Origin of the sequence: Endoryza foliicola (assembly GCF_050589245.1) — a bacterium.
GTDB classification, from domain to species: Bacteria; Bacteroidota; Bacteroidia; order Chitinophagales; family Chitinophagaceae; genus Endoryza; species Endoryza foliicola.
The window spans coordinates 85,301-108,571 of the sequence record NZ_JBOBEW010000003.1; the positions used below are offsets into that span (position 1 = coordinate 85,301).

At 41.0% G+C, this 23,271-nt stretch carries 21 protein-coding genes; 4 read left to right on the forward strand and 17 right to left on the reverse strand.

The genetic code is table 11. The features are described 5' to 3' along the window. Positions 1–96: 96 nt before the first annotated feature. On the reverse strand, positions 97–846 hold the full coding sequence (locus ACQ2HE_RS07670) for an XRE family transcriptional regulator (RefSeq protein ID WP_430898917.1): 750 nt from the start codon (positions 844–846) through the stop codon (positions 97–99). A 452-nt stretch (positions 847–1,298) separates the two neighbouring features. Here ACQ2HE_RS07670 and ACQ2HE_RS07675 point away from each other — a divergent pair, with 452 nt between their 5' ends. Beyond that, positions 1,299–2,498, forward strand: coding sequence for a hypothetical protein (locus tag ACQ2HE_RS07675; protein WP_430898915.1), 1,200 nt, complete (start codon positions 1,299–1,301; stop codon positions 2,496–2,498). On the opposite strand, the gene ACQ2HE_RS07680 is transcribed toward ACQ2HE_RS07675, so the two are convergent. From ACQ2HE_RS07680 to ACQ2HE_RS07695, 4 genes are all read right to left on the reverse strand, one after another. Then, a complete protein-coding gene (locus tag ACQ2HE_RS07680; RefSeq protein ID WP_430898913.1) occupies positions 2,495–3,181 on the reverse strand; it encodes a DUF4397 domain-containing protein in 687 nt (228 codons plus the stop codon). The two genes, ACQ2HE_RS07675 and ACQ2HE_RS07680, sit on opposite strands and share 4 nt — an antisense overlap. 152 nt (positions 3,182–3,333) lie before the next feature. Further along, positions 3,334–4,272 carry an SPFH domain-containing protein gene (locus ACQ2HE_RS07685; RefSeq protein ID WP_430898911.1) on the reverse strand — a complete coding sequence of 313 codons (939 nt, stop codon included), beginning with the start codon at positions 4,270–4,272 and terminating at the stop codon, positions 3,334–3,336. Positions 4,273–4,334: 62 nt separating this feature from the next. Next, entirely contained in the window at positions 4,335–5,582 is a 1,248-nt protein-coding gene (gene pepT, locus ACQ2HE_RS07690; RefSeq protein ID WP_430898909.1) for a peptidase T, read from the reverse strand. Between the two features lie 79 nt (positions 5,583–5,661). Beyond that, positions 5,662–6,117, reverse strand: a complete 456-nt coding sequence (locus tag ACQ2HE_RS07695) for an FKBP-type peptidyl-prolyl cis-trans isomerase (protein WP_430898907.1) — start codon at positions 6,115–6,117, stop codon at positions 5,662–5,664. 196 nt (positions 6,118–6,313) lie between these two features. On the opposite strand from ACQ2HE_RS07695, the gene ACQ2HE_RS07700 reads away from it, so the two are divergent. Together ACQ2HE_RS07700 and fmt are read left to right on the forward strand one after the other, a co-directional pair. After that, positions 6,314–7,564, forward strand: a complete 1,251-nt coding sequence (locus ACQ2HE_RS07700) for an exo-beta-N-acetylmuramidase NamZ family protein (protein ID WP_430898905.1) — start codon at positions 6,314–6,316, stop codon at positions 7,562–7,564. A gap of 15 nt (positions 7,565–7,579) precedes the next feature. Beyond that, positions 7,580–8,512, forward strand: a complete 933-nt coding sequence (fmt, locus tag ACQ2HE_RS07705) for a methionyl-tRNA formyltransferase (protein WP_430898904.1) — start codon at positions 7,580–7,582, stop codon at positions 8,510–8,512. Between the two features lie 60 nt (positions 8,513–8,572). Here the strand turns inward: fmt and ACQ2HE_RS07710 are convergent, their stop codons facing one another. From ACQ2HE_RS07710 to ACQ2HE_RS07760, 11 genes are all read right to left on the reverse strand, one after another. Continuing rightward, positions 8,573–11,815, reverse strand: a complete 3,243-nt coding sequence (locus ACQ2HE_RS07710; protein ID WP_430898903.1) for a TonB-dependent receptor — start codon at positions 11,813–11,815, stop codon at positions 8,573–8,575. Positions 11,816–11,949: 134 nt separating this feature from the next. After that, on the reverse strand, positions 11,950–12,951 hold the full coding sequence (locus tag ACQ2HE_RS07715) for a LysM peptidoglycan-binding domain-containing protein (protein ID WP_430898901.1): 1,002 nt from the start codon (positions 12,949–12,951) through the stop codon (positions 11,950–11,952). Positions 12,952–12,988: 37 nt separating this feature from the next. Then, on the reverse strand, positions 12,989–14,500 hold the full coding sequence (locus tag ACQ2HE_RS07720) for a methyltransferase RsmF C-terminal domain-like protein (protein WP_430898899.1): 1,512 nt from the start codon (positions 14,498–14,500) through the stop codon (positions 12,989–12,991). Positions 14,501–14,525: 25 nt separating this feature from the next. Beyond that, the gene (locus tag ACQ2HE_RS07725; protein ID WP_430898897.1) at positions 14,526–15,947 is read right to left on the reverse strand and encodes an NAD(P)(+) transhydrogenase (Re/Si-specific) subunit beta; all 1,422 of its coding nucleotides are present in this window, start codon (positions 15,945–15,947) and stop codon (positions 14,526–14,528) included. Positions 15,948–15,984: 37 nt separating this feature from the next. Continuing rightward, complete coding sequence (locus ACQ2HE_RS07730) at positions 15,985–16,293, reverse strand: NAD(P) transhydrogenase subunit alpha part 2 (protein ID WP_430898895.1); 309 nt, start codon at positions 16,291–16,293, stop codon at positions 15,985–15,987. A 23-nt stretch (positions 16,294–16,316) separates the two neighbouring features. Then, complete coding sequence (locus ACQ2HE_RS07735; RefSeq protein WP_430898893.1) at positions 16,317–17,423, reverse strand: NAD(P) transhydrogenase subunit alpha; 1,107 nt, start codon at positions 17,421–17,423, stop codon at positions 16,317–16,319. Positions 17,424–17,478: 55 nt separating this feature from the next. Next, entirely contained in the window at positions 17,479–18,276 is a 798-nt protein-coding gene (locus ACQ2HE_RS07740) for an O-methyltransferase (RefSeq protein WP_430898891.1), read from the reverse strand. 91 nt (positions 18,277–18,367) lie between these two features. Further along, positions 18,368–18,862, reverse strand: coding sequence for a dihydrofolate reductase (locus ACQ2HE_RS07745; RefSeq protein WP_430898889.1), 495 nt, complete (start codon positions 18,860–18,862; stop codon positions 18,368–18,370). 11 nt (positions 18,863–18,873) lie between these two features. After that, positions 18,874–19,668, reverse strand: a complete 795-nt coding sequence (locus ACQ2HE_RS07750; protein ID WP_430898887.1) for a thymidylate synthase — start codon at positions 19,666–19,668, stop codon at positions 18,874–18,876. A gap of 89 nt (positions 19,669–19,757) precedes the next feature. Further along, on the reverse strand, positions 19,758–21,002 hold the full coding sequence (locus ACQ2HE_RS07755) for a proline dehydrogenase family protein (RefSeq protein ID WP_430898885.1): 1,245 nt from the start codon (positions 21,000–21,002) through the stop codon (positions 19,758–19,760). Between the two features lie 72 nt (positions 21,003–21,074). Beyond that, the gene (locus tag ACQ2HE_RS07760) at positions 21,075–21,608 is read right to left on the reverse strand and encodes a hypothetical protein (protein WP_430898883.1); all 534 of its coding nucleotides are present in this window, start codon (positions 21,606–21,608) and stop codon (positions 21,075–21,077) included. A gap of 172 nt (positions 21,609–21,780) precedes the next feature. Here ACQ2HE_RS07760 and ACQ2HE_RS07765 point away from each other — a divergent pair, with 172 nt between their 5' ends. After that, entirely contained in the window at positions 21,781–22,881 is a 1,101-nt protein-coding gene (locus ACQ2HE_RS07765; protein ID WP_430898881.1) for a mandelate racemase/muconate lactonizing enzyme family protein, read from the forward strand. A 10-nt stretch (positions 22,882–22,891) separates the two neighbouring features. On the opposite strand, the gene ACQ2HE_RS07770 is transcribed toward ACQ2HE_RS07765, so the two are convergent. Beyond that, positions 22,892–23,215 carry a hypothetical protein gene (locus ACQ2HE_RS07770; protein ID WP_430898879.1) on the reverse strand — a complete coding sequence of 108 codons (324 nt, stop codon included), beginning with the start codon at positions 23,213–23,215 and terminating at the stop codon, positions 22,892–22,894. Between the last annotated feature and the right edge of the window lie 56 nt (positions 23,216–23,271).

Here is a 23,271-nt window from a genome sequence, read left to right on the forward strand (position 1 = left end):
AAAATAACAGAAAAGCAAATGCCAACCATTGGTAAAATTACGGTCGTAATTCCCCATCGGTTGGCATTTATCAGAAATTTAACGCTCTTGTGGCGACTAGTTTACCTTCTTTTTGAGTTGATTTACTTGTTGGTGCAGATCGCTCACCAAACTTGCCAATTGATTTACATCCCAACGTTGCTGAGTATTCGCCTTACTTATTACCAAATTGGCTTTCCACAATTCAACAATATCCTCTGCGTCTACTTGGTAAGGTTGATAGTCTGGATTATCACTCACCAAAGTCAGTTTGGTTCTAATTTTATTGTTTTTGATTACACGCTTGTACACGATTCCTTCTTTCCGCGAAATCACGATATAGGTGTTGTTTGGGCGAACATCGTCTACATCTTCTACTCGCTCTCCAACAATTACAGAACCGCTGGGCGTAGGAAGCATCGAATCTCCGATTATTTCAAAAGCTCGGTAAGTACCGGGTGCCAACATGGGTAGCGTGAAAGTATTCAACTCATCCAAGAAGGCGGGATCGGCATAACCTGCCAAATATCCGGCCGCCGCTTTTACAGGCACCATCATGATTTCATTGGTACCAGAACTCATTTTCTGTGTTCTTCTTCGCGCCAAATAACTTCCTCCCGAATCCGACAAATCCTTCAACAACAACTCATCTAAGGAGAGCTTAAAAATATCTCCAACTATTTCCAACACCTCAATTCTAGGTTCTGCTCTCTCTTCCTCATACGCTCCTAATAAAGAACGTTTGATGTTCAACTTTATAGCAAACTCCTCTTGAGTCAAACCCCTCAGTTTACGCAAATAGCGAAGATTTCTACCGGCAATAGACATAAACTAATAATTTTAGCGAAAATACTAACTAATTTAACACAACAAAAAAATATTTTTTCTAGGTATTTGCCCGTTAGTCTTCCTCGCCTCTTGCATTTCCTCTTCTTTCTTTGTATTTCCTCGTTCCTCTCATCCTCGTTTCCTCGTTCCTGTATCTACCCCCTGTTCCTCCCCCTCTTCTTTCTCTGTATTTCCTCACTTCCCGCATCCTCGTTTCCTCTCATCCTCGTTTCCTCGTTCCTGTATCTACCCCCTGTTCCTCCCCCTCTTCTTTCTCTGTATTTCCTCACTTCCCGCATCCTCGTTTCCTCTCATCCTCGTTTCCTCGTTCCTGTATCTCCCCCTTGTTCCTCCCCCTCTTCTTTCTGTATTTCCTCGCTTCCTCGCTCCTCGCTTCCTCGTTTCCCGTATTCCTCCTTTTTCCCTATCTTCATTTCAAAGAAATTCCCATCATGATTCCGGCTATTCGAAAATCTTTTAATGCAGCTTTTACAGAAGAAAAGTATCAGACTTTTTTAAAGAATTTGAACGCCCCACATCCGGGCGCTATTGAGTTCCGAGTTGCTGAAACGCCGGTATTTATTGACAAAGCTTTTACAAAGAAAATGATGGATGCCTGTGAAAGCATTGTAGACATCATCACCGATCCCAATTTTAAAAACTATACCAATCGAGCCATCCCCAAAACAGATACGGTTCCCAATGAAACGAATCTGGCAGAAATGATTGCATTTGATTTTGGCATCTGTATCAACGATAAAAACGAATTAGAGCCTCAACTCATCGAAATGCAAGGGTTTCCAACCTTACTAGGGTTCCAAGTGCATTTCAATGAAGCTGTCTTCCAATCGTACGACCTGCCTTCCAATTTCACCCCTTACTTGAGCGGCTATGATAAAGAATCATACTTGAAAGATTTTAAAGAAATTGTAATTGGAAAGCACCAACCTGAAGAAGTTATACTCTTAGAGATCAAACCACACGAACAAAAAACGCGGGTTGATTTCTATTGTACACAAGACTATTTAGGTATCCAACCGGTTTGCATTACAGAAGTGATCACAGAAGGAAAAGATCTTTACTATATCAACGAAAAAACCGGATTGAAAACTCCTATTAAGCGTATATACAACCGCGTAATTTTCGACGATCTGCATGCACAAGCTCCCAATTTGGGTTCTTATCTTGATCTTACGAAAGAATGGAATGTTGAATGGGTACCCCATCCCAATTGGTTCTACAGAATTAGTAAGTTCACGCTGCCCTTCATAGATCACCCCTATGTTCCTAAAACTTCTTTCTTGAATGAGATCAAGGAAGTACCGAAAGACTTAGAGAATTATGTATTGAAACCACTGTTCTCGTTTGCAGGGCAGGGAGTAGTTATTGACGTTACCCCGGCTGATATCGAAAAAATAACCGATCCGGAAAATTGGATCTTACAAAAGAAAGTGAACTATGCAGCCATCGTTGAAACTCCCGATGAGCCTGCAAAAGCAGAAATACGTGTCATTTATCTATGGAATGAAAAATGGGCTCGCCCAAAAGCTGCTATTAACTTAGCACGCTTAAGTAAAGGTAAAATGATCGGTGTTCGCTATAACAAAGACAAAGAATGGGTAGGCGGTTCCATTTGTTTATTCGAAAGCTAGTTATGAACCACCATTGATAAAACCAACGGATCAGTAGGACTACCACTAGTACCTGATAAGTAGAGTGTATAAATTTTTCCTGCCTCAAAAGTAAAACCTCCGGCGGTCAATAATGTTGTTCCGGCCCCATTCACTTTTGCTTGAAAAGTATAGGTGCCAGGATCTATGGTACTAAATCCAGAATTGGAAGAGGCCGTTGTTGCATTTTCAAAACTTCTTGCCGTATAAAGTCGCGTATAAGTTCCACTCACCAAAGTTCCGAAATCAAGTAATGGCGCATCAGGACATAATTGAAAAAAACGAATGGCTGCCTTATTAGATCCGGGTGAAGAAATATTATCTTGAACAGCAAATACCTGTAAAGAACTGGTTCTTCCATAAACAATCATGGTTTGATTGATATTGGCCGCAGTAGTTAAATTAACATCGAACAATGATGTAGTAGTACCCGCACTAGGAAAATTCATCACATGAGAGCCCTCTGCTAAGGGTAGGTACCCTGAAGCGTCTTCGTAACCAAGATTAGAAATGAATTTTGAGCCATCCATATAAACATCAACAGGTCCAAAACCGGCGGAAGCATTCACTACTTGAAATTGACCTACTCCGGTTGATGACTTTTTACTACAAGCTCCTAAGCCTACTAGAAGAAAAAGGGCTACAAAAATGGATAGTTTTTTCATGGCGTAAACAAATTAACAATAAACAAAATGAGATTGGTTTCTTAACTTACTACGTTTAAAACCCTGTTTTCGTTGGCTCTTGTAACTAAATTAAACTAAGAAGATCCAAACGATTCTTCTTCAAAACATCTGGATCTTCTTAAAATTGATTTCTATTTCTGAATACTGTTGTTAGATTTCATCTCTAACATACCCATAATTTGTTGCATTGTTTTCTGCATTCCTTCACTACTACCATCCAAGAAAATGATATTACCCTTCCCAACTTCTGCAAAATTCTTAATGGCCTCTGTCCACATACTGAACAAAATCACATTGGTATCCAAATTCGCTTGCTTCATTTGTTCAGCAGCCTGACTCATACCACGTGCTACTTCTTCGCGGAACAAAGCCACACCCTGACCTCTCAACTGCGCTGCAGATTTCTCCGCTTCAGCAGAAATCTTGATCGCATTACCTTCCGCTTCGGCAGCCTTGGTTTTTGTGATCAATAAAGCCTGACCTTCGTTTTCCGCGGCCGCTTTCAAGTTATTAGAAGCCACTACGCGACTCATAGAATCCATAATAGCTTGATCGAACGTAATATCGTTGATTTGGAGGTCCATTAAGTGATAGCCCCAATCTTCCAACAAATGATCGATTTGTTCTTTTACATACTCTACAATTTCTTTACGCAGTCCGAGAATTTCAGCTTGCTTTTTTGTTGCTACAAAGGAACGAATGGTTCCTTCAATGGTTCTCGTTAACGCCTGCATGAAATCGCGTTCGCCAATGAATTTAAATGCTACACGTTTGATCGTTTCTTCATCGGCATTTTGAACGGCATAGAGGAGCATGCTTTTGAAATAAACATTCGCTTGGTCTGCTGTTACGGCTTGAAATTCCATTTCAACAGAACGGTTTTGAATACTGATCTTTTTGTAGATCTGCTCAACAAAGGGAATCATGAGTCGAAGACCCGGACGCAAAATACGTTGATATCTTCCGAATACGGTTACTACTCCAATTGATCCCTGATTGATGGTTTTGAGACCCATAAACAGTATGAGTACTGCTACGATGTAATACCAGTTATGAACAAGAAAATCCATGGCAATTTATTTTTATTGAAAGTAAGACAAAAATGGCAAATCGGGCTACCCGCAACTGGGTATTACACCAATGGTTCAATACTTAGTGCCAAACGAACCCCAACTTCAACCGATTTTTGCATGTCCTGCACACTTACGTACTCATGCTTACCATGCAAAGCCATTTCTCCTGTAAAAATATTCGGGCAAGGCAAACCCATAAAACTGAGTCGAGCTCCATCTGTTCCACCACGAATAGGTTCTACCCTCAATTCTAATCCGGAGTCTCTAATTGCCTTCTCCGCATAGGCAATAACGTGGGGATGCTTATCCAGCACATCTTTCATGTTACGATACTGCTCTTTCACGGTGAAACTGGCCCTTCCGCCCGGAAAAGCCTCCAATGTTTCATCGAGCTTATCTTTCAAGAACTGCTCGTAAGCCGCCAACTTGGCTGTAATAAAATCACGAATAATAAACCTCAATGTTACCTTTTCTGCTATTCCCTCCATTTGAACAGGATGCACAAAGCCGTACCTTCCTTCTGTTGACTCAGGCGACAGCTCGCCTTTAGGCAAGCGCTCCAAAAAATCGGCGGCCATTTTAATAGCATTTACCAATTTATCTTTCGCCGCACCGGGGTGTGCACTCACTCCAAACAATTCAATAGTTACACCGTCGGCTGAAAAATTCTCGTATTCAAATGCGCCTCTTTCACCACCATCGAATGTATAGCCAAAATCGGCACCAAGCTTTTGTAAATCCAATTTATCAACGCCTCTTCCTACTTCTTCATCCGGAGTAAACAAAATGCGAATAGCTCCGTGTTCCAATTCCGGATGCTGCATGAAATAGCGAGCGATGTCCATAATAATGGCAACACCTGCTTTATTGTCGACTCCAAGTAGGGTTGTACCGGAAGCAGTTATGATGGTATCACCAATGCGTTCCTTTAAGTATGGATGCTCGTCAACTGTGATCACTTGCAATTCATCATCGGGTAGTACTATAGCGGAGCCATCATAGTTTTCATGCACAAGCGGTTTTACACCGCTGCCACTGCAGTCGGGAGCTGTATCCATATGTGAGCAATAACAGATCACCGGATACTTTTTGGAACCACTCGCAGGAATGGTAGCCATCACATAACCGTATTCATCCATTTCTGCATCTTGCAAGCCTAATTCTTTTAATTCAATAACAAGAATGCGTGCCAAATCTTTTTGCTTTTCAGTAGAAGGAAAAGCGGTGGCATTGGGATCACTTTGCGTGTCTATTTGAATATAACGAAGAAAGCGTTCTTGAACTGAAAATGAATAATCGTTGAACATAGAGAATGTAATATTGCCGTAAATTATAAAAAAAATCCCCTTTCGGGGATTCTATAAAAATTGTTCGTTAAGCTTTGTATTAAGGCATAATGATCAAAGGACTGCCACCTTTGATTTCCACCAATTCCAAGTCAAAAATCAAATCTTGACCGGCCAAAGGATGGTTAGCATCCAAAATCACAACTTCTTCTTTGATTTCAGCAATCACCACTTGAACAGGATGACCTTGAGCTGTAGTCATGGTTAAGGGCATGCCTACTTCAGGTTTCATATCGGGTGGGAATTGATTCAAAGGAAACTCCACCATGTATTCTGCACTTTTCGGACCATATGCTTGATCTGCCGGAATGTGAATGGTTTTCTTTTCTCCAATTGTCATACCGGTAACACCATTGTCAAAGCCTGGAATCACCATTCCACTGCCTACTTCAAATTCCAAAGGCTCACGACCTTGAGAACTGTCAAATGTTTCACCGCTTACGAGACGTCCATGATAATGCACTTTAATGGTATCGCCGCTTTTTACTTGTTGCATGTTTAATTTTTTTATTAATCAGAATGAGACTCTCCATCAAAGCGAAAAAGAATGCATAATCCGTCTCCGTTTACCGGGAAGTCAGGCTGCAAGGTAGGCCATAAAATCGGTTTTAGACACAAAAGTTTTCCCAAAAAACCCACCCCTGCGCCCAATGTGCAAAGTTTTTATGACCTTTGAGTTTCAAAGATTTAGCATGAAAATAGTCCTCGCCATCTTTAGTTTTTTACTTGTATTTAAAACCGGCACTGCTCAAAACACCCGAGTGATCCCCGGAGCCGAACGCCTTTCGGTTTATGTACCGTTATTAAAAGGAAAACGAATTGGAGTGTTCGCGAACAATACTTCGATGGTAGGGAGCAGCCATTTGGTAGACACCCTCCAAAAACTTGGGGTGAACATCACTACTATTTTTGGACCCGAACACGGGTTTCGCGGAAAGGCCAGTGCCGGTGAAAAAGTAGGCAATTATGTAGATCCCAAAACAGGTGTGCCGGTTATTTCTCTATATGGCTCTAAACACCGCCCATCAGCCGAAGATCTACAAAACGTTGATATTGTTGTTTTCGACATTCAAGATGTGGGCGTTCGATTCTACACCTATATTTCTTCTTTGGAAGAATTGATGGAAGCCGTACTAATAGCGGGTAAACCTTTTTTGATTTTAGATCGACCCAATCCAAACGGCAATTATGTAGATGGGCCCGTGCTCGATTTGAAATACCAAAGTTTTGTAGGAAGAAAACAAGTTCCCATTGTATATGGAATGACCATCGGCGAATATGGATGGATGTTGGCCCGTGAAGGATGGTTGAGTCCCGAAGCCAACAAAAGATTCAACTATTATAAAAACGCCCAAAATTCGAAAGATACTCCTTTTCATTTCTTAGTGATTAAATGCGAAAATTATACGCATGCTTCCAGTTATGACTTACCGGAACGGCCTTCGCCCAACCTTCCCAATATGGCTTCTATTTACTGGTATCCTTCTACTTGCCTTTTTGAAGGAACAGTATTGAGTGAAGGAAGAGGAACCCCTACACCTTTTCAAGTGTTTGGACATCCCTCCTATCCCAAAAACTTATACGCTTTTACACCCGTTCCAAATGAAGGAGCTAAAAGCTCGAAACATTACAACGTTACTTGTTATGGATGGAATTTAGCGGCCCCCCCCGAAAAGGTAAAAAAAGAAGTGAACCGACAAATTCAACTAAAGTGGTTGATAGAAGCATACAAGCTATTTCCGAACAAAGATTCCTTCTTCATTTTACCCAAATCAGGAAAAATGGAAGAATCCTTTTTCAACAAGTTAGCAGGAAATAATATCCTTTGGAAACAAATAAAGGATCAAGTACCAGAAGCAGACATTCGTGCCTCTTGGAAAAAAGACCTCGATGCTTTCAAACTAATTAGAAAGCGCAACCTTTTGTATCCCGATTTTGAATAAACGTATCCGAAAACAATGAACAATAAAGCATTCAAAGACCTCCGCATCGTTTTCATGGGCACACCTGACTTTGCAGTGGCCTCATTAGAAGCATTGATTGCAGCAGGTGCTAACATCGTTGCAGTAGTTACAGCACCCGACAAACCGGCCGGAAGAGGGATGCATTTGCAAGAAAGTGCCGTAAAGAAATCGGCAGTAGCCCATTCGATCCCTGTTTTGCAACCGGAAAAATTAAAGAACCCGGAGTTTATTGAAGAATTAAGATCATTCAATGCCGATCTGCAAATTGTGGTTGCATTCAGAATGCTGCCTGAATTGGTTTGGAACATGCCGCCTCTCGGAACCATTAACCTCCATGGCAGTTTGCTTCCTCGGTACCGCGGTGCCGCTCCCATTAATTGGGCCGTGATCAATGGCGATGCCGAAACAGGCGTTACTACCTTCAAACTAAAACATGAAATTGATACGGGCGATATTCTATTGCAAGAATCCTTTTCAATTGGTGCTGATGAAACTGCAGGATCGGTGCACGATCGTATGAAAGACATTGGAGCTGCTTTGCTCGTAAAAACAGTTATTGGTCTAGCAGAAGGCAGTATTCAGGAAAAACCGCAGTCGAGCTATCCTGCCGACCTACTAAAACATGCTCCTAAAATTTTTACAGAAACGTGTAAGATCGACTTTACAAAATCGGCTCAAGAAGTACACAATCTCATCCGTGGACTCTCTCCCTTTCCGGGGGCTTTCACTTCCTTCAATGGTAAATTGCTTAAGATATTTAAAACAAGCATTGTTGAAAAAACCGGAGAACCCGGACAGTTCGGTATTGAAGACAAATCAGGATTGTTTTTCTTTTGCGGCACACAGGCTGTTCAAGTTTTAGAACTTCAGTTAGAAGGAAAGAAACGCATGGCCACTGAAGATTTTCTTCGAGGATTCAAGGCATAAAAAAGCCCCCCGAAGAGAACTTCAGGGGGGGAATAACAAAATGAATACTGTGATGCTCAATTAAAAGATATACTTCACTCCAATTTGTCCTTGCCATCTCGAGTTGATTGGATCAACGGTGTAGTACTGACCATTGGAAGTAGTTGGTTTTACGAAATTAAATGTAGGTTGATATCCTGTTGAAGGCGCACCCGGTTTCTTTCCGTTTGCATCGGTAACAAACTTCAAGAAGTTCACCGTGTAGTTGTTTACATTGGTTACGTAAGTAATATGTCCCCAAGAATTATTGATCAAATTCAATACATTGAATACATCCAAACTTAATTGCAACGATTTTTCGTTATTGAATTTAATAGTGTGCATCAACTTCATATCCAATTCATGGTTCCAAGGAGTTCTTAAACCATTGCGTTCCGCATATTGACCTTTTCTAGTTTTCAAATACGAGTCGCCATTGATAAATGCACTCAAGTCGTTCCACTGTTGAGCAGCTGTATAAGTGCCATTATCAGCCAAACGAATATCCGATGCATCTTTAGGAATATAAGGTAAGGGCGCGTTCGATCCGTTACCGAAAGGAGCTGATTGATATACCAAGCTATATGGACTGCCGGAAATTCCTGAATAGAAAATACTGATAACCGATTGGTTTGACTTGTTCCAAGTGAGTGCAGCCGAAGCATTGGCAACAATTCTGTGACGAACATCGAAGTTGGAATATGCTAAAGGTGAATTGCCAGGAATAATTGTTGGGTTCAACTCATAGTTACTTTGGAATGAGTTGCGGATACCATTAGCAAGATCTTTACTTTCTCCATAAGTGTACCCAATCATCCAACTGTATTGAATGCTCTTGTTAGCATCAATTTTAATAGGTGTACCTGATTTGGACAATTGAGCCGTCAAATTATAACGATATCCTTGAGTAGTATTGGTTAAGAAAAAGGCATTAGAAAAAGCACTGTTTACCTTACCACCAACATAAACAGGAGTTGTAATTTGAGGAGTATTAGTAAAGTAAGCGACGGTATCTTTCAAGTTAATTTGCTGAAAGTTCACATCATACAATGTTCTTGTATACAAGGCGTCCAAGGTAAGCTTCAATCCTTTTCCAAACTTGTAGTCAACAGCAATATTGGATCGCCATATTCTTGGGAGTTTGAAATTGTTATCAATCAAATCAACTTCATGAGTTGAACTTCTAGAAGTACCGCCGTACTTGGTAACCGTGTCTTTCAATCCAACAGGATCAATGGCAAGCGGCACTTTGGTTCCCGAAGCAATATTGTTCCAGTCAATATTACCATAGGTGGTTCCATTCAAAGTATACGCATAGCCTAACCAAGCAAAGGGAATTCTACCGGTGAAAATGCCCGATCCACCTCTGATCGTGAGCTTGTTATTGGGGGTATATTGGAATCCAATACGTGGAGACAAACTTGGCCTACCCAGCCATTTGTTATTCAAATCTTTAAACGCTGTATGACTATAAGTTGGGCTTTGGGAAATATACTCAACAGTATTCTTGACAGCATCGTCTAATACCGGCTGTGTTGGAACATAGGAGTAATCCAAGCGCAATCCATATGTAAGTTTAAACTGACGACTTAATGTCATTTCATCTTGTGCATATGCACTCAATAAATTCACCTTATACGGATTAGGGGGATTGTTATAGAGATATTCACGCGTATTCGTCAATTTTGTGTCAATCGTAAAAGCACCTCTTATTCTACTAGGGTTATCGGCCAAAAAGGCATTCACGCCACCATTGTATTCCCATCGGCCATTCCATGAGTTTACAAAACCGTAACTAATGTTATAAAATTCATTATGGGTACCCAAGGTGATCTTATGAATTCCCTTTAAGAGCGTCAAATTATCGGTGAATTCAACCGTTTGCTGCTTCATATTATAAATAGAAGCTTCTCTCCAAGTTCCTGCCCAAATTCTACCATTATCAATATCAATAAAGGGAGCCAATACTCCCGGGAAATCGCGGTACTCATGAACATTGATATAACTTAAGATCAAATCATTGTTAAGATGATGAGAAAGCTTGGAAGTGAGTTCTGCTACTAGGTTTAAATTCTTTGTGTGCTGCGTGAAATCCGTTGAAGAAAATTGAAAATTGGTGGAACTTCGCTCCAAGTTGTTTCCACTTCCATCTGTATAGATGGCGCGCACCATTAAATTATTGGCATTGTTGATATGCCAATCGAATCGAGTGAACAGTTTATCGCTGTTGGTAAATATCTTATACTTACCGTAGCTACCCACATCGTATCCATATTTATTTTTCAACTGGTCTACAATCGATTGAGCAGTTGCTATGCTAATAGCCGCACCCGGATCACCCGCATTGTAAAAAGTAGGCTCTTGTTTTCTGGTAATTTCAGTATTAACGATGAAGAACAGTTTATTCTTTACAATTGGACCACCAATAGTAAACCCTGTTTGATAATCGTAAAAATCAGAACCAATTTTAGAGTGCAAACTGTCTACACTTTTACCTACCAAAGCTTGTGTTCTTCCATAACCATAAACAGATCCGTGAAATTGATTGGTACCACTTTTGGTAACCGCATTCACGCTTCCTCCGGTGAAGTTTCCAATTTTTACATCGTATGGTGTTAATTGCACTTGTACTTCTTGAATCACATCCATGCTATAAGGGTTTGTGCGCGTTCCTGAACCGGCCGTACCACTTTGTCCACCACCACTTACGCCACCAAATGAATTACTGAACCCGATAGCATCGTTATTTATGGCTCCATCTAAAGTAATGTTATTATAACGAAAGTTTGAACCAGCAAATGAGTTATTGTTCGATTGAGGAACCAAGCGGGTTACATCACCCAAGCTTCTACCAATGGTAGGCAACACATTCAATTGCTGTTTGCCCACACTCAAAGAAGCATTTACTGTTTTCTTCGATCCACTTACCACTACCTCATTCAAAACTTTTGAATCTTCCGTAAGTACCAATTTCAGTTCAGGATTAGACCCCAAACTCAGTTGAATGTTTTCGAACTTCATTTCTTTGAGTCCAACAAAACTAATGATCAAGGTGTAGGGTCCTCCCGGTTTTAAGTTTGGAATTACAAACAACCCTTTTGAATTGGACTGAGAAGCCGACTTGATTCCTGTTGGTTCATACGTAACAACAACACTGGCTCCGTGTACCGGAATACCTTTTGAATCAGTAACAATACCTGAGAGAGTGGCAGTTGTTTCTTGAGCAGCTAGTCCTCCTGAAATCAAAAGAAAGAGAAATAGTAAACAACGAGTAAAGAATTTCATTGCAAAATATTTTTGCAAAAGAACTTTCGGGATGTTAGCTGAATGTGACCAACTGGTTAATCAGATGCAAACGATTTCTAATACAAAAGGGATTCACAAATGTGAATCCCTTCTGTATTTATTATTCTAACTTCTTAATACTTCACTTCCACATAAAACTTACCGTTCTCAGCTCCTAATTCTGCCGCTGCAGCATCGCTCAAACGAACCGACAATCCTTGACTCTCTCTCATTTCAGGTAACTGGCCTAACACTTTCGCATACACCGATTTGTTAGTAGTAGAATAACTGATCTTAACAATGGTCCCTACTGGCACATCATTGATCAAAGCATAATACTTTCCATCGTTCCACCCGCTAGTGCTTTTGAATACTCCGGCATTACCGGCTATCGACTTTCCAGATTCTTCATAGAGTCTTTTAAACGCACCACCTTTTGTATTTGGCAAATTCACGACTGGAGCAGGAACAGTTTTTACTTGAGTTGTTTCAACTACCTGTTTCGGTGGATCATTCTTTACAACTGCCGGTTCTACTTTCACAGGCTCGGTTTTCGCAGGCTCTGTTTTCACAGGTGGTTCCGGCTTTGTATTTACCGGCTCTTGCTTTACCGGCGCAGGTGTTTCCACTTTTGCTACAACAGGGCTCACCGCTTTTCCGGAGAACGCACTCAATGAGGTCTTCACTTTCAAATAACCTACCACCACATTCATCCCAGCTTTCAACTGATCGTTTTTGATATGGTTCCAAGACTCTAAACTAGCGATAGGAACTTTATTGTAGGTAGTACTGATCCGAAACATCCATTCCTTCTCTTTCACTTTATGATAAAGAGGAACCAAACTTTCATCAGCCGCCGATTGACCTTGTTGGTCAAAGTTGGAAGCTGTTAACGGCACTTTCAAGTCCTGACCAATTTTTAATGGTTGGGTCATGTTAAGTTTGTTATAGGCCGCTAGTTCTTTAGGAGAAATATTGAACAAACGCCCGATGCTGTACCAATTCTCTTTAGGTGCAACTTTATGATTTAGATAGAAGGCCCCGGTTGTACCTTCAATCATCAAACTTTCTTGGCTTTTTACGGCCATTCCAAGTACCAACAGGGCTATTGTGAAAAGGGTTTTGATCTGAAACATAGGTCTGATTACTGGTTAATACAAAGATGCGAAAAATTTAGAAGACGGGCTTTTTCAAGATGCGCCATTCTTTCGGATAATAGTTATTTAAACGGTTACTTAACAATTTCACCCATCCCAAATTCCTTCCTTTATAGGCAACTAATGCCCATCCTTTTTTTGCTTTAAGTGCTTGCTTCTTCGTCTGAGTCTGCATTTCATCACCGTCGCACGCCATTTGAACTTCAAAATCGTGCCAAAAATCGGTCATGTCCTCCCGCGACAAATACTGCAGCGCCTGCCGGTGTTTTAACGTTACCACAACAGTGTGTTCGCTATTCAAGCCGCTTAAAGCCAGCGCCGGATCGGGGATGATTTCTTTTCCGGTTGACTTACCTACCGCAATTCCCGCCTGTTTAATATAAAGGCCTCCGCTTTTTAGCTCTTCTACTACAGCAGCTACCGTAGGTGTCATGGCCAAAATCAAATCTTCCGTTTTTTGATATTCGTATTCGCCGGCGTCTTTTACCCAATTCTGAACCAAGGCGATCTCTTGCTTCGACAATCCAATTGTTGGCTTCTTCTTCTTTCCTTCAGTAAAAAAATTAGGTTGTTTACAGCGAAAACATGCTAAGAACAAGCCCTCGCCTTGAACCTTGTCAGGCCAAAAACGGTATCCTATGGCACCCTTACCCGATTCTGTTGTAACCACTCCCCAATTGCTTGGAACCTCCAATGGTACATTTTCGCAATTCATTTCCTCTAACAACCAATCACAAATTGCTTCGTCTTCTTCTTTTGAATAGGAACAGGTAGAATAGATCAAGCAGCCATTCTCCTTAAGCGAAGGAAGAATATCACTCAAAATACGTTGCTGTCGTTGACTACACAATTGAACCGCATCCTCGCTCCATTCCTTAATAGCATCAGGGTCTCTTCGAAACAATCCACTTCCGCTACAAGGGGCATCTACCACAATTAAATCGAAATACCCTTCCATTTTTTTGAAATGTTGAGGGTCATTGTTGGTTACCACCACATTCTCAGCTCCCCACTTGGTTATGTTTTCTTGGAGAATGGCAGCTCTCGACTTGATCACTTCATTGGCCACCAATACCGATTGATTATTAAGGTACGATTGAAGCAAGGTTGTTTTTCCACCGGGAGCAGCACACAAATCCAACGCACGAATCGACGCGTTGGAATCGATCAACTGTTTCAATGCCCAGCCCAAAAACATACTGGATGCTTCCTGAACATAATAAGAACCTGCATGAAACAAGGGGTCGAAAGTATAGAAAGGACGTTCGTTCAAATAATAACCCTGCGATTCCCACGGAATGGATTGCATGGTTATACGAGGAGGAGGTACTACACCATTCGCATGTAAGGAATCTGCTAAACGCTGCTCTAAATTGATACAAGGTTTAACCGGATTCAAACGAATAGAATGCACATCAGTAGCCCCAAAAGAATGAACCTTCACAAATGCTGCTTCATCAAATCCTGTCAACCCTTTTAAAGATTGAATCAAGCCTTGAGGCAATACATTTTGTGAAGGTTCTAACATGGCGCGAAGGTACAAAATACCGCGCCTACAAGCTCTTTATTTCAGCAATTAAATCCTGCAATACTTTCTTGGCATCTCCAAATAACATTGATGATTTAGGACGGAAGAACAACTCGTTTTCAATACCTGCATAGCCGGGTTTCATACTTCTTTTATTGATGATGCAATGTTTGGCAGCTTCAACATCTAAAATCGGCATTCCATAGATAGGAGAAGCAGGATCCGATTTTGCAGCAGGGTTCACCACATCATTCGCACCCAATACTAACACAACATCTGTATTGGCGAAAAGATCGTTGGCTTGCTCCATTTCCATCAACTTGTCGTAGCTCACATCAGCCTCTGCCAACAATACGTTCATGTGCCCGGGCATGCGTCCTGCGACCGGATGAATGGCATAACTTACTTCCACTCCCTTTTCAGTCAATAATTTTTCCAGTTCATGACAAGCATGCTGGGCTTGTGCTACCGCTAATCCGTAACCGGGAACAATCATCACTCTGGATGCATAACTCATCACCACGGCTGTATCGCTCAAACTAATTTCTTTGTAAGTACCTCCACTGGCACTGCTTTGGCCACCACCCGATGCTGTTGCACCAAATGAACCGATCAATACATTTTTTAAAGAACGATTCATGGCCTTACACATCAATATCGTTAATAGCGTACCGGCTGCTCCTACAAGGATACCACCGGTTAGCATTACTTTATTGTCGTACAAGAAACCACCGCAAGCCGCAGCCACACCGGTAAAGGAGTTCAACAATGATATTACAACCGGCATATCTGCTCCGCCAATTGGAAATACAAAGAACACTCCATATAAAAGAGAAAGTGCAAAAATGATGTAAAATACAAGGAGCGCCGATGTTGTAGGTACAACTATCAAATAAGCCGCCAAACCAAGGATCACTAACAACAATACAATATTGAAGATATGCTGTCCTTTAAATGAAAAGTCTTTTATAGACCCATTCAACTTTCCCCAAGCAATGATAGAACCTGCGAACGAAACAGAACCAATGATAAGTCCGAGTAAAATGATCAGTAATTTTCCGGAAGGCCATCCATCCATATTAATTTCAAGCTCATGGGAAAGGTGGTTGAACTCAATCAATGAAATCAGCGCCGCACAAGCGCCTCCCATACCATTGAATAAGCTCACCATTTCCGGCATGGCCGTCATCTTAACGCGCTTGGCTGCCAATGTTCCTACAATGGCGCCAATAATCAATCCGCCGAAGATCCAAGGATAGTTTCCGAGGGGGTGACCGGTTTCCGAGTCCTTATATAAGAAAATAGTTCCTAAAATTGCAATCGTCATTCCCACAGCTGCTACCAAATTTCCTTTCCGGGCAGAAGCCGGATTCGATAGCATCTTCAACCCTACAATAAAGGTTACTGATCCGATGAGGTAGCAAAGGGTTAATATTGAAAATTCCATAATAATTCTAAATTAAAATGAGTACTAACGGTAATGGTTATTTCTTTTTCTTGAACATCTCTAGCATACGATCTGTTACTACAAATCCGCCTACTACATTAAGCGTTCCCAGCACAACCGCCAGTAACCCTAGAATAAGCGCGATATAGTTATCAGATTCCGCTTTCCCCATTACAATGATGGCTCCAATGATCACCACTCCGTGAATGGCGTTTGCACCACTCATTAAAGGAGTATGCAATACACTTGGAACTCTTCCAATGATTTCGATCCCAACGAAAATCATTAGGATCACGATATAGATCATTTCTTGATGCTGACTGATCCAATTAAGTACTTGCTCCATATTTTGCTATTGTAATTCGTTAATTATTTTACACGTTCGTGCACCACTTCACCACCAAAATTCACACAAGAGCCTTTCACCAAATCATCTTCCCAATTCAAATTCAATGCATTCTCTTTTGTGATAATCAGTTGTAAGAAATTGGTAATATTCTTTCCATATAATTTACTAGCGTCTGAAGGCATTGTAGCAGGTAGCGCAGAGTTGCCATAAATGGAAACTCCCTTATGAACAATGGTTTCATTGTTCTTCGTCAATTCAGTGTTTCCGCCGGTGGCCGCAGCAATATCAATGATCACACTTCCTTTTCTCATTGCTTCAATCATCTCCTGTGTGATCAAAATCGGCGCTTTCTTACCCGGTATCTGAGCCGTTGTAATAACAATATCAGCTTTCGCAATGCTTTCAGCAATTTTTGCCTTCTGACGTTTTAAGAAATCTTCCGATTGTTCAACAGCATATCCCCCTGCTTTACTTGCATCTGCCGCACCTTCTACTTCTACGAACTTGGCACCCAAACTCATCACTTCTTCTTTTACTGCCGGACGGGTATCAAATACTTCTACTACCGCACCCAAGCGTTTGGCCGTGGCAATGGCTTGGAGCCCCGCCACACCCGCTCCCAATATCAACACTTTTGCCGGAGCAATACTGCCCGCCGCTGTCATAAACATAGGGAAGTACCGTGGATACATTCCCGCAGCCGTAAGCACTGCTTTGTAACCGGCAATGTTGGCTTGAGAACTGAGCACGTCCATGCTTTGAGCACGCGTAGTACGCGGCAACATGTCTAAACTAAAAACAGTATTTCCGCTTGCGGCCCAATCTTTCATCACTGCTTGCTGATACAATGGCTGATACACCCCTACCCATACAGTAGCCTTTTTAGGCCAAGCCGCTACAGCAGGAGTTTGAATGGCTAATACAATCTCGGCCGATTGTAGAATTTCAGAAGCCGATTTTACACTTGCACCTACTTTAGAATAATCTTCGTCAGTTGCTGATGCAGTAACACCGGCATCTTTTTCAACCCACACTTCAATGCCTTTTTTGGTAAGCGAAGCAACGCCTTCCGGTAAGAGCGATACCCTGGTTTCAGGAGCAGGCTCCTTTAGAACGCCAATAATCATAATATAAAATGATAGTTAATTCGTATTCGTAAGATCCAATCGAAGGTACCAATTTTTAAAAGCGTACCGTAAAATCTTGTTTCACCTTAAACGCCGGACTAAAAAACACGATCCCCACAAAGAACAAATCCACTGTCAACATCACACCTTCGTGTTTTTTGATTTCTTCCCAAGCTTCCTCCATCTCTTTACTCCAGTGAATATCGTCAAAAATAAAAATTGAGGTTTCAGACCTTTTTTGCAAGAGCGCCTCAAAATACCGGAGCGTTGGCTCTTTTCGATGATTGCCATCTATAAATGCCATGTCTACCACCGGCATCATTGCCAGAACCCGCTGCAGTGTAACGTCAAAATTGCCTTTAATGATACGTACATTCTCTATACCTAGCAACTTGATGTCTTCTTCGGCTTTTTTGGCAATCAACTCTGCCCCCTCTAAAGTATGAATCAAACCATCGGGATTAGCCAAAGCTAGGTAGGAAGTAGTGATTCCAAGTGAAGTGCCCAGTTCAATAATGTGATTGGGTTTGTAGTATTGAACAATGCGAAACAACAATTGTCCGAATTTTCGGGGCTTGGCTGCCCTGGCAGCAATGGAAGAAACGGATCTGGTTTTTACTGATTCATAAGCCGAGCCTGCTCCGAAATCTTCCACTTCCAATAATTCTTCTTCCTGCTTCAATTGAGTTCTTAATAACTCAACAGTTTCGTAGGCTTTATAAGGAGTGCGATCAATTAATATTTTTTCTATAAAATCGTAGACAAAAGGGGAATGCGTACCGTGTCCTTTGCCATTAGACGCGGTGAATAGATATTGAATATACTTGAGTGCTAACTGTGTTTTTGAATACACAAGAATAATAAAACTGGTTTTGAAATTGGAACAACAAGATAATCAATAAATTAACAATTAAAAATTATTAAATTATTTAATAATACATTGCTTACATTATTCGGTTCCAAATTTCAAAACTATAATCCCATTTGTGTTTGGCATCGGCCTTAAAATCGAGCAGCGACACACGCTCCCATTCATGCTCACTTATTTTTGGAAAATAAGTGTCTCCATCTATTTGAGTATGTACTTTAGTAATATAAAGTTTGTTACAGTAAGGTAAAGCTTGCTTGTAAATTTCTCCCCCGCCAATTACATAGGCTTCTTTTGCATCTACCGTTTTAGCTAATTCAATGGCTTGCTCCAAACTTTTAGCAACCAAAACACCTTCCTGTTTCCAATCTTCATTACGAGTAATCACAATATTGGTTCTGCCGTTCAAAGGTTTTCCGAGACTTTCAAAGGTTTTCCGACCCATAATCACAGGCATCGCCCAAGTGGTATTCTTGAAGAATTTCATGTCGTTAGGCAAGTGCCATAACAACTGATTGTCTTTTCCAATTGCTAAATTTTCTGAAACGGCCACCACTATCGAAACTACCATGCTATTGGGTTTTAAACTGCTACCGGAGCTTTGATTCCCGGATGTGACTGATAATTCTCTAAGGTAAAATCTTCAAACTTGAAACCGAAGATGTCTTTTACTTCCGGATTCAATTTCATAGTTGGTAAGGGAAATGGTTCTCGACTCAATTGAAGATTCACTTGCTCAATGTGATTGTTATAAATATGAACATCTCCAAAACTATGTACAAAGCTGCCTGGTTTCAAATTGCATACTTGCGCAACCATCAAAGTAAGCAAAGCATACGATGCAATGTTAAAGGGCACGCCTAAAAACACATCGGCACTTCTTTGATACAATTGACAACTCAATTCGCCATTGGCAACATAAAACTGAAACAAACTGTGGCAAGGCATCAATGCCATTTTCGGCAACTCTGCAACATTCCATGCACTAATGATAAGACGACGACTGTCTGGGTTCTTTTTAATTTGATCAATCAGATCTTTTACTTGATCCACCACAACTCCATTGGCACCTTCCCAACTTCTCCACTGCTTGCCATAAACGGGTCCAAGCTCACCATTCTCGTCCGCCCACTCATCCCAAATACTCACTCCATTTTCTTTCAAATACTGGATATTGGTTTCGCCTTTCAAGAACCATAGCAATTCATGAATAATGCTCTTTAAATGCACTTTTTTAGTAGTCACCAAAGGAAACCCCTCTTTCAAATCGAAGCGCATTTGATAGCCAAAACAACTGATGGTTCCGGTACCGGTACGGTCATGTTTTTGGACGCCGGTATCCAAAATATGGCGGAGCAGGTCATGATACTGTTTCATGCCTGCAAATTAAACCCAAAGTAGATTTTTGGAGTAAAAAGTAATTAACAATTGGAAGCGACCTTCTTAATAATTTCTTTGAAATAGAATCAAGATTTTTTGCTTTTTCTGCGCTCTAACTCTTTCTTAATCAAGCCTAATTCTCGGCCTGTTTGTCCGGCTACACTGCTATTTTCCTGAGCCCTGCGCATTAGGTAAGGTATCACGTCTTTGATAGGTCCGAATGGTAGGTATTTGCTCACAGAAAAGCCGGCGTTTGCCAAATTGAAGGTGATGTTATCACTCATTCCATATAATTGAGAAAAATGGACATGAGAGTGGTTGTGGGGAATGCCCTTTTCGTCCATCAATTGAGTAGTCAGTAAATTACTGTATTCATTGTGAGAAGCCACAATTACCGCAATTCGGTCGAGGTTCTCAATAGAGAAACGCACCCCGGCATTGTAATCGCGATCCGAAGCCTCTTTGCTTGGTTGAATGGGAGAAGCATAGTTGAGTTGTTGCGCTCTTGCTCTTTCTTTTTCCATGTAAGCACCACGAACCAGTTTCGCTCCTAAAATAAAATTGCGAATAACGGCCGCTTCATGAGAATCCTCCAAGAATTTCAAGCGATCGTGGCGGTACAGTTGATAGGTATTGTAAACAACTGCTTTTGTTTTGTTGTATTGTTCCATCATCAAGATGGTTAGTACGTCTACCGGATCTTGAATCCAAGTTTCCTCTGCATCCACCAACACTCCAACATTCTTTTCTGCCGCAGTAGCACATATTTTTTGCAACCGAGCGCTTACTCTTTGCCACTCTGCTTGTTCTTCGGCACTCAAACCTTCCAATGCCTTTGCATAGCGCTTCATCAAACTACCTGCATGGGAATGTACCGATTGATCCAATTTCTCCAAAAGTCCAAAGCGTGCCAATCCGGTTACTTTGATACTCATAAAAGGAATATTCGGTTGAGTTGCAGCGTAGTTGATCACTTTGATGAATTCCTCGCAAGAATGATCAAATCCGGCTTCCCCGTCTTCGCCGCCTTCTACCCCATAGTCCAATATCACCTGAACTTTATAATCACCCAAAGTTTTAGCAACTGAAGCAGTTTCCTCAAGTGTTTCTCCTCCTACAAATTGTTTGAAGATGGTGCTGCGGATAATTCCCTGAATGGGAAGACCGATCTTGATAGCCCAGGGAGTAATTTTAGTACCCCAACGTACCAAACTAGCATAGCTCATTGATGAAAACAAAAAATGGGCCTGCTTGAGAGATTTGTCCGATTTATATGCGAATGCATTCTCGGTATTGTCGAAAGAAATTGTACCTAGATTTGTTTGACTCATATCTGCTACCAATATGGCGCAAATTTAACCGAATCTATGATACAAAAAAACGTTTGTTAGATTCTGCTTCTGCTATTGCCGATTAATTTTATCTAGAATTGCTTTTTCACGTCGCTTTAACCAGAGCTGGTCTGACACATGGTTACTCCGCTTTTGCATCACAAAGCTCCCATTGGGCTTCTCCAAAGTGTTCAGGCTCTCAAAATTAGAGAACCAAATACCCTTTAATGAAGCTACATCACCCGTATCATTCAATTCCACTTTAAACTGATAACAATTCGTAGTACCCATTCCATCTATATAACGGCCTTGAATAAACGAGAACGGAAATGATTGCTTTTTACCCATTTTCCCGTACCAGGTGTACCAGCAATTGGCCTTATCACCATCCTTCGTGTCTTGAGGGAAAAAATATACAATACCATATACTTCACGCTCCACTTGAACCAATTCCCAAGTCATTACATAGTTTCGATCCAACCCGCTAAAATTGCCATTGGCTTTTAAATTTCCAACCCAGGTGCCGGTCAAATCAACACTATCTTCCTGTGCCTTGGCATTGTGAAAAACAGAAAGCGTTACAAATAAGAGGAGCATGTATTTCATGGAGTTAATTTTCTACTCAAAAGTTACGGTAATATTTTCACTGAAAACAATTGTTAACATTGGATTAAACAAATATCGATTATTTGAGATATGATAAGAAATAGGCTAAAGCAACTAAACTATCTCTTACTCTTCCGTTTTTTTAGTATTTTCCAAATCTATTCTAGTTCAAATGAAAATTACAAGCACGGAAATTTACAAATTAACGATCCCAATGGAACCCTTTGTGATCGCCACAGAAACCTCCTATTATACTCAGAATATATTCATCAGAATTCACACGAACGAAGGAATCACAGGTGTAGGTGAATGTTCAGCCTTTCCTATGCTCGTTGGGGAAACGCAAAACACCTGTTACGAAGTAGCCAAAGATTTTGCAAGAATGCTGCGAGGTTGGAACCCGCTTGAAATAGAACAGTGCTTAAAACTACTAGACGACTATATTTCAAACAACACTTCAATCAAGAGCGCCTTTGATATGGCGTTTTATGACATCAGCTCAAAAGCAGCCAATTTGCCTCTTTATCAATTTCTTGGCGGACAACGAAAAACCATCCAAACCGATCTTACCATCGGAATTGCAGAACCGCAAAAAATGGCAAATACCGCTGTTAAATATGTAAAAGATGGTGTCAAGATCATAAAAGTCAAACTTGGCAAAAATGCCAAGGAAGACGTTCTTAGAATGAAACTAATTCGAGAAGCAGTAGAACCCGATATTCAGTTAAGGATAGATGCCAATCAAGGCTGGACTTTTGACGACGCGCTCTACGCATTAACAGAAATTGCTGCTTATGATATTCAATACTGCGAACAACCCATGAGGCGTTACAACGATCCTCTTTTGCCCAAATTGAAATCACTCTCTCCTATTAAAATAATGGCCGATGAAAGTGTATTCGATCACAGAGATGCGATTCGATTAATTGAAGCGAATGCCTGCGATTATGTAAACATTAAACTCGCAAAATCGGGTGGCATTCGTGAAGCAATCAGAATTGCGGATGCCTGCAAAGAACGCAATGTTCCATGCATGCTTGGCGGAATGGTTGAAAGCAGAATGGCTCTTACAGCAAAAGTGCATCTCGCTATGAGTCATGATGGCATCAAATTCTACGATTTGGATACTTGCTTATTGGGTCATTTGGCCGACCCCGTATTAGGTGGTGCCGTTTACAACAATTACTTTTTGGAACTTCCGGAAAAAGCAGGAATCGGAGCTGATATTGACCAAAACTTTTTAAACAAGATGGAGAGAACAATCATCTCTTAATAGTACCAATTTATTGAATCGCGAGAATCCGAATATAAGGATAGGCTAAAGCAGCATTGCCGCATTTGAACGATTGCGTCATCAACTCATATCGAAGTTTTACACGCAGGGAATCTTTCTGATAATGCTCGGGTAAATTAATGGCACGATAAGAGCCCATATTGTCTACCACAAGTACCCAATCGCAACCGCCATTCAACAAAGAACCGGTCCATTTTATTTGCGCACCGATAAAGGGAGTTTGACAGGATTCACACGAGTTATCATTCTCACACGACTGTAAAATAGTGGTTATAAAAACCACCAACATACCTGTTCTAATTGCAGCTTTCATCACATAAAAACTAACGAATTCGGGCTTTTTCTAGTATTCACTAGTGGTTTCCTACT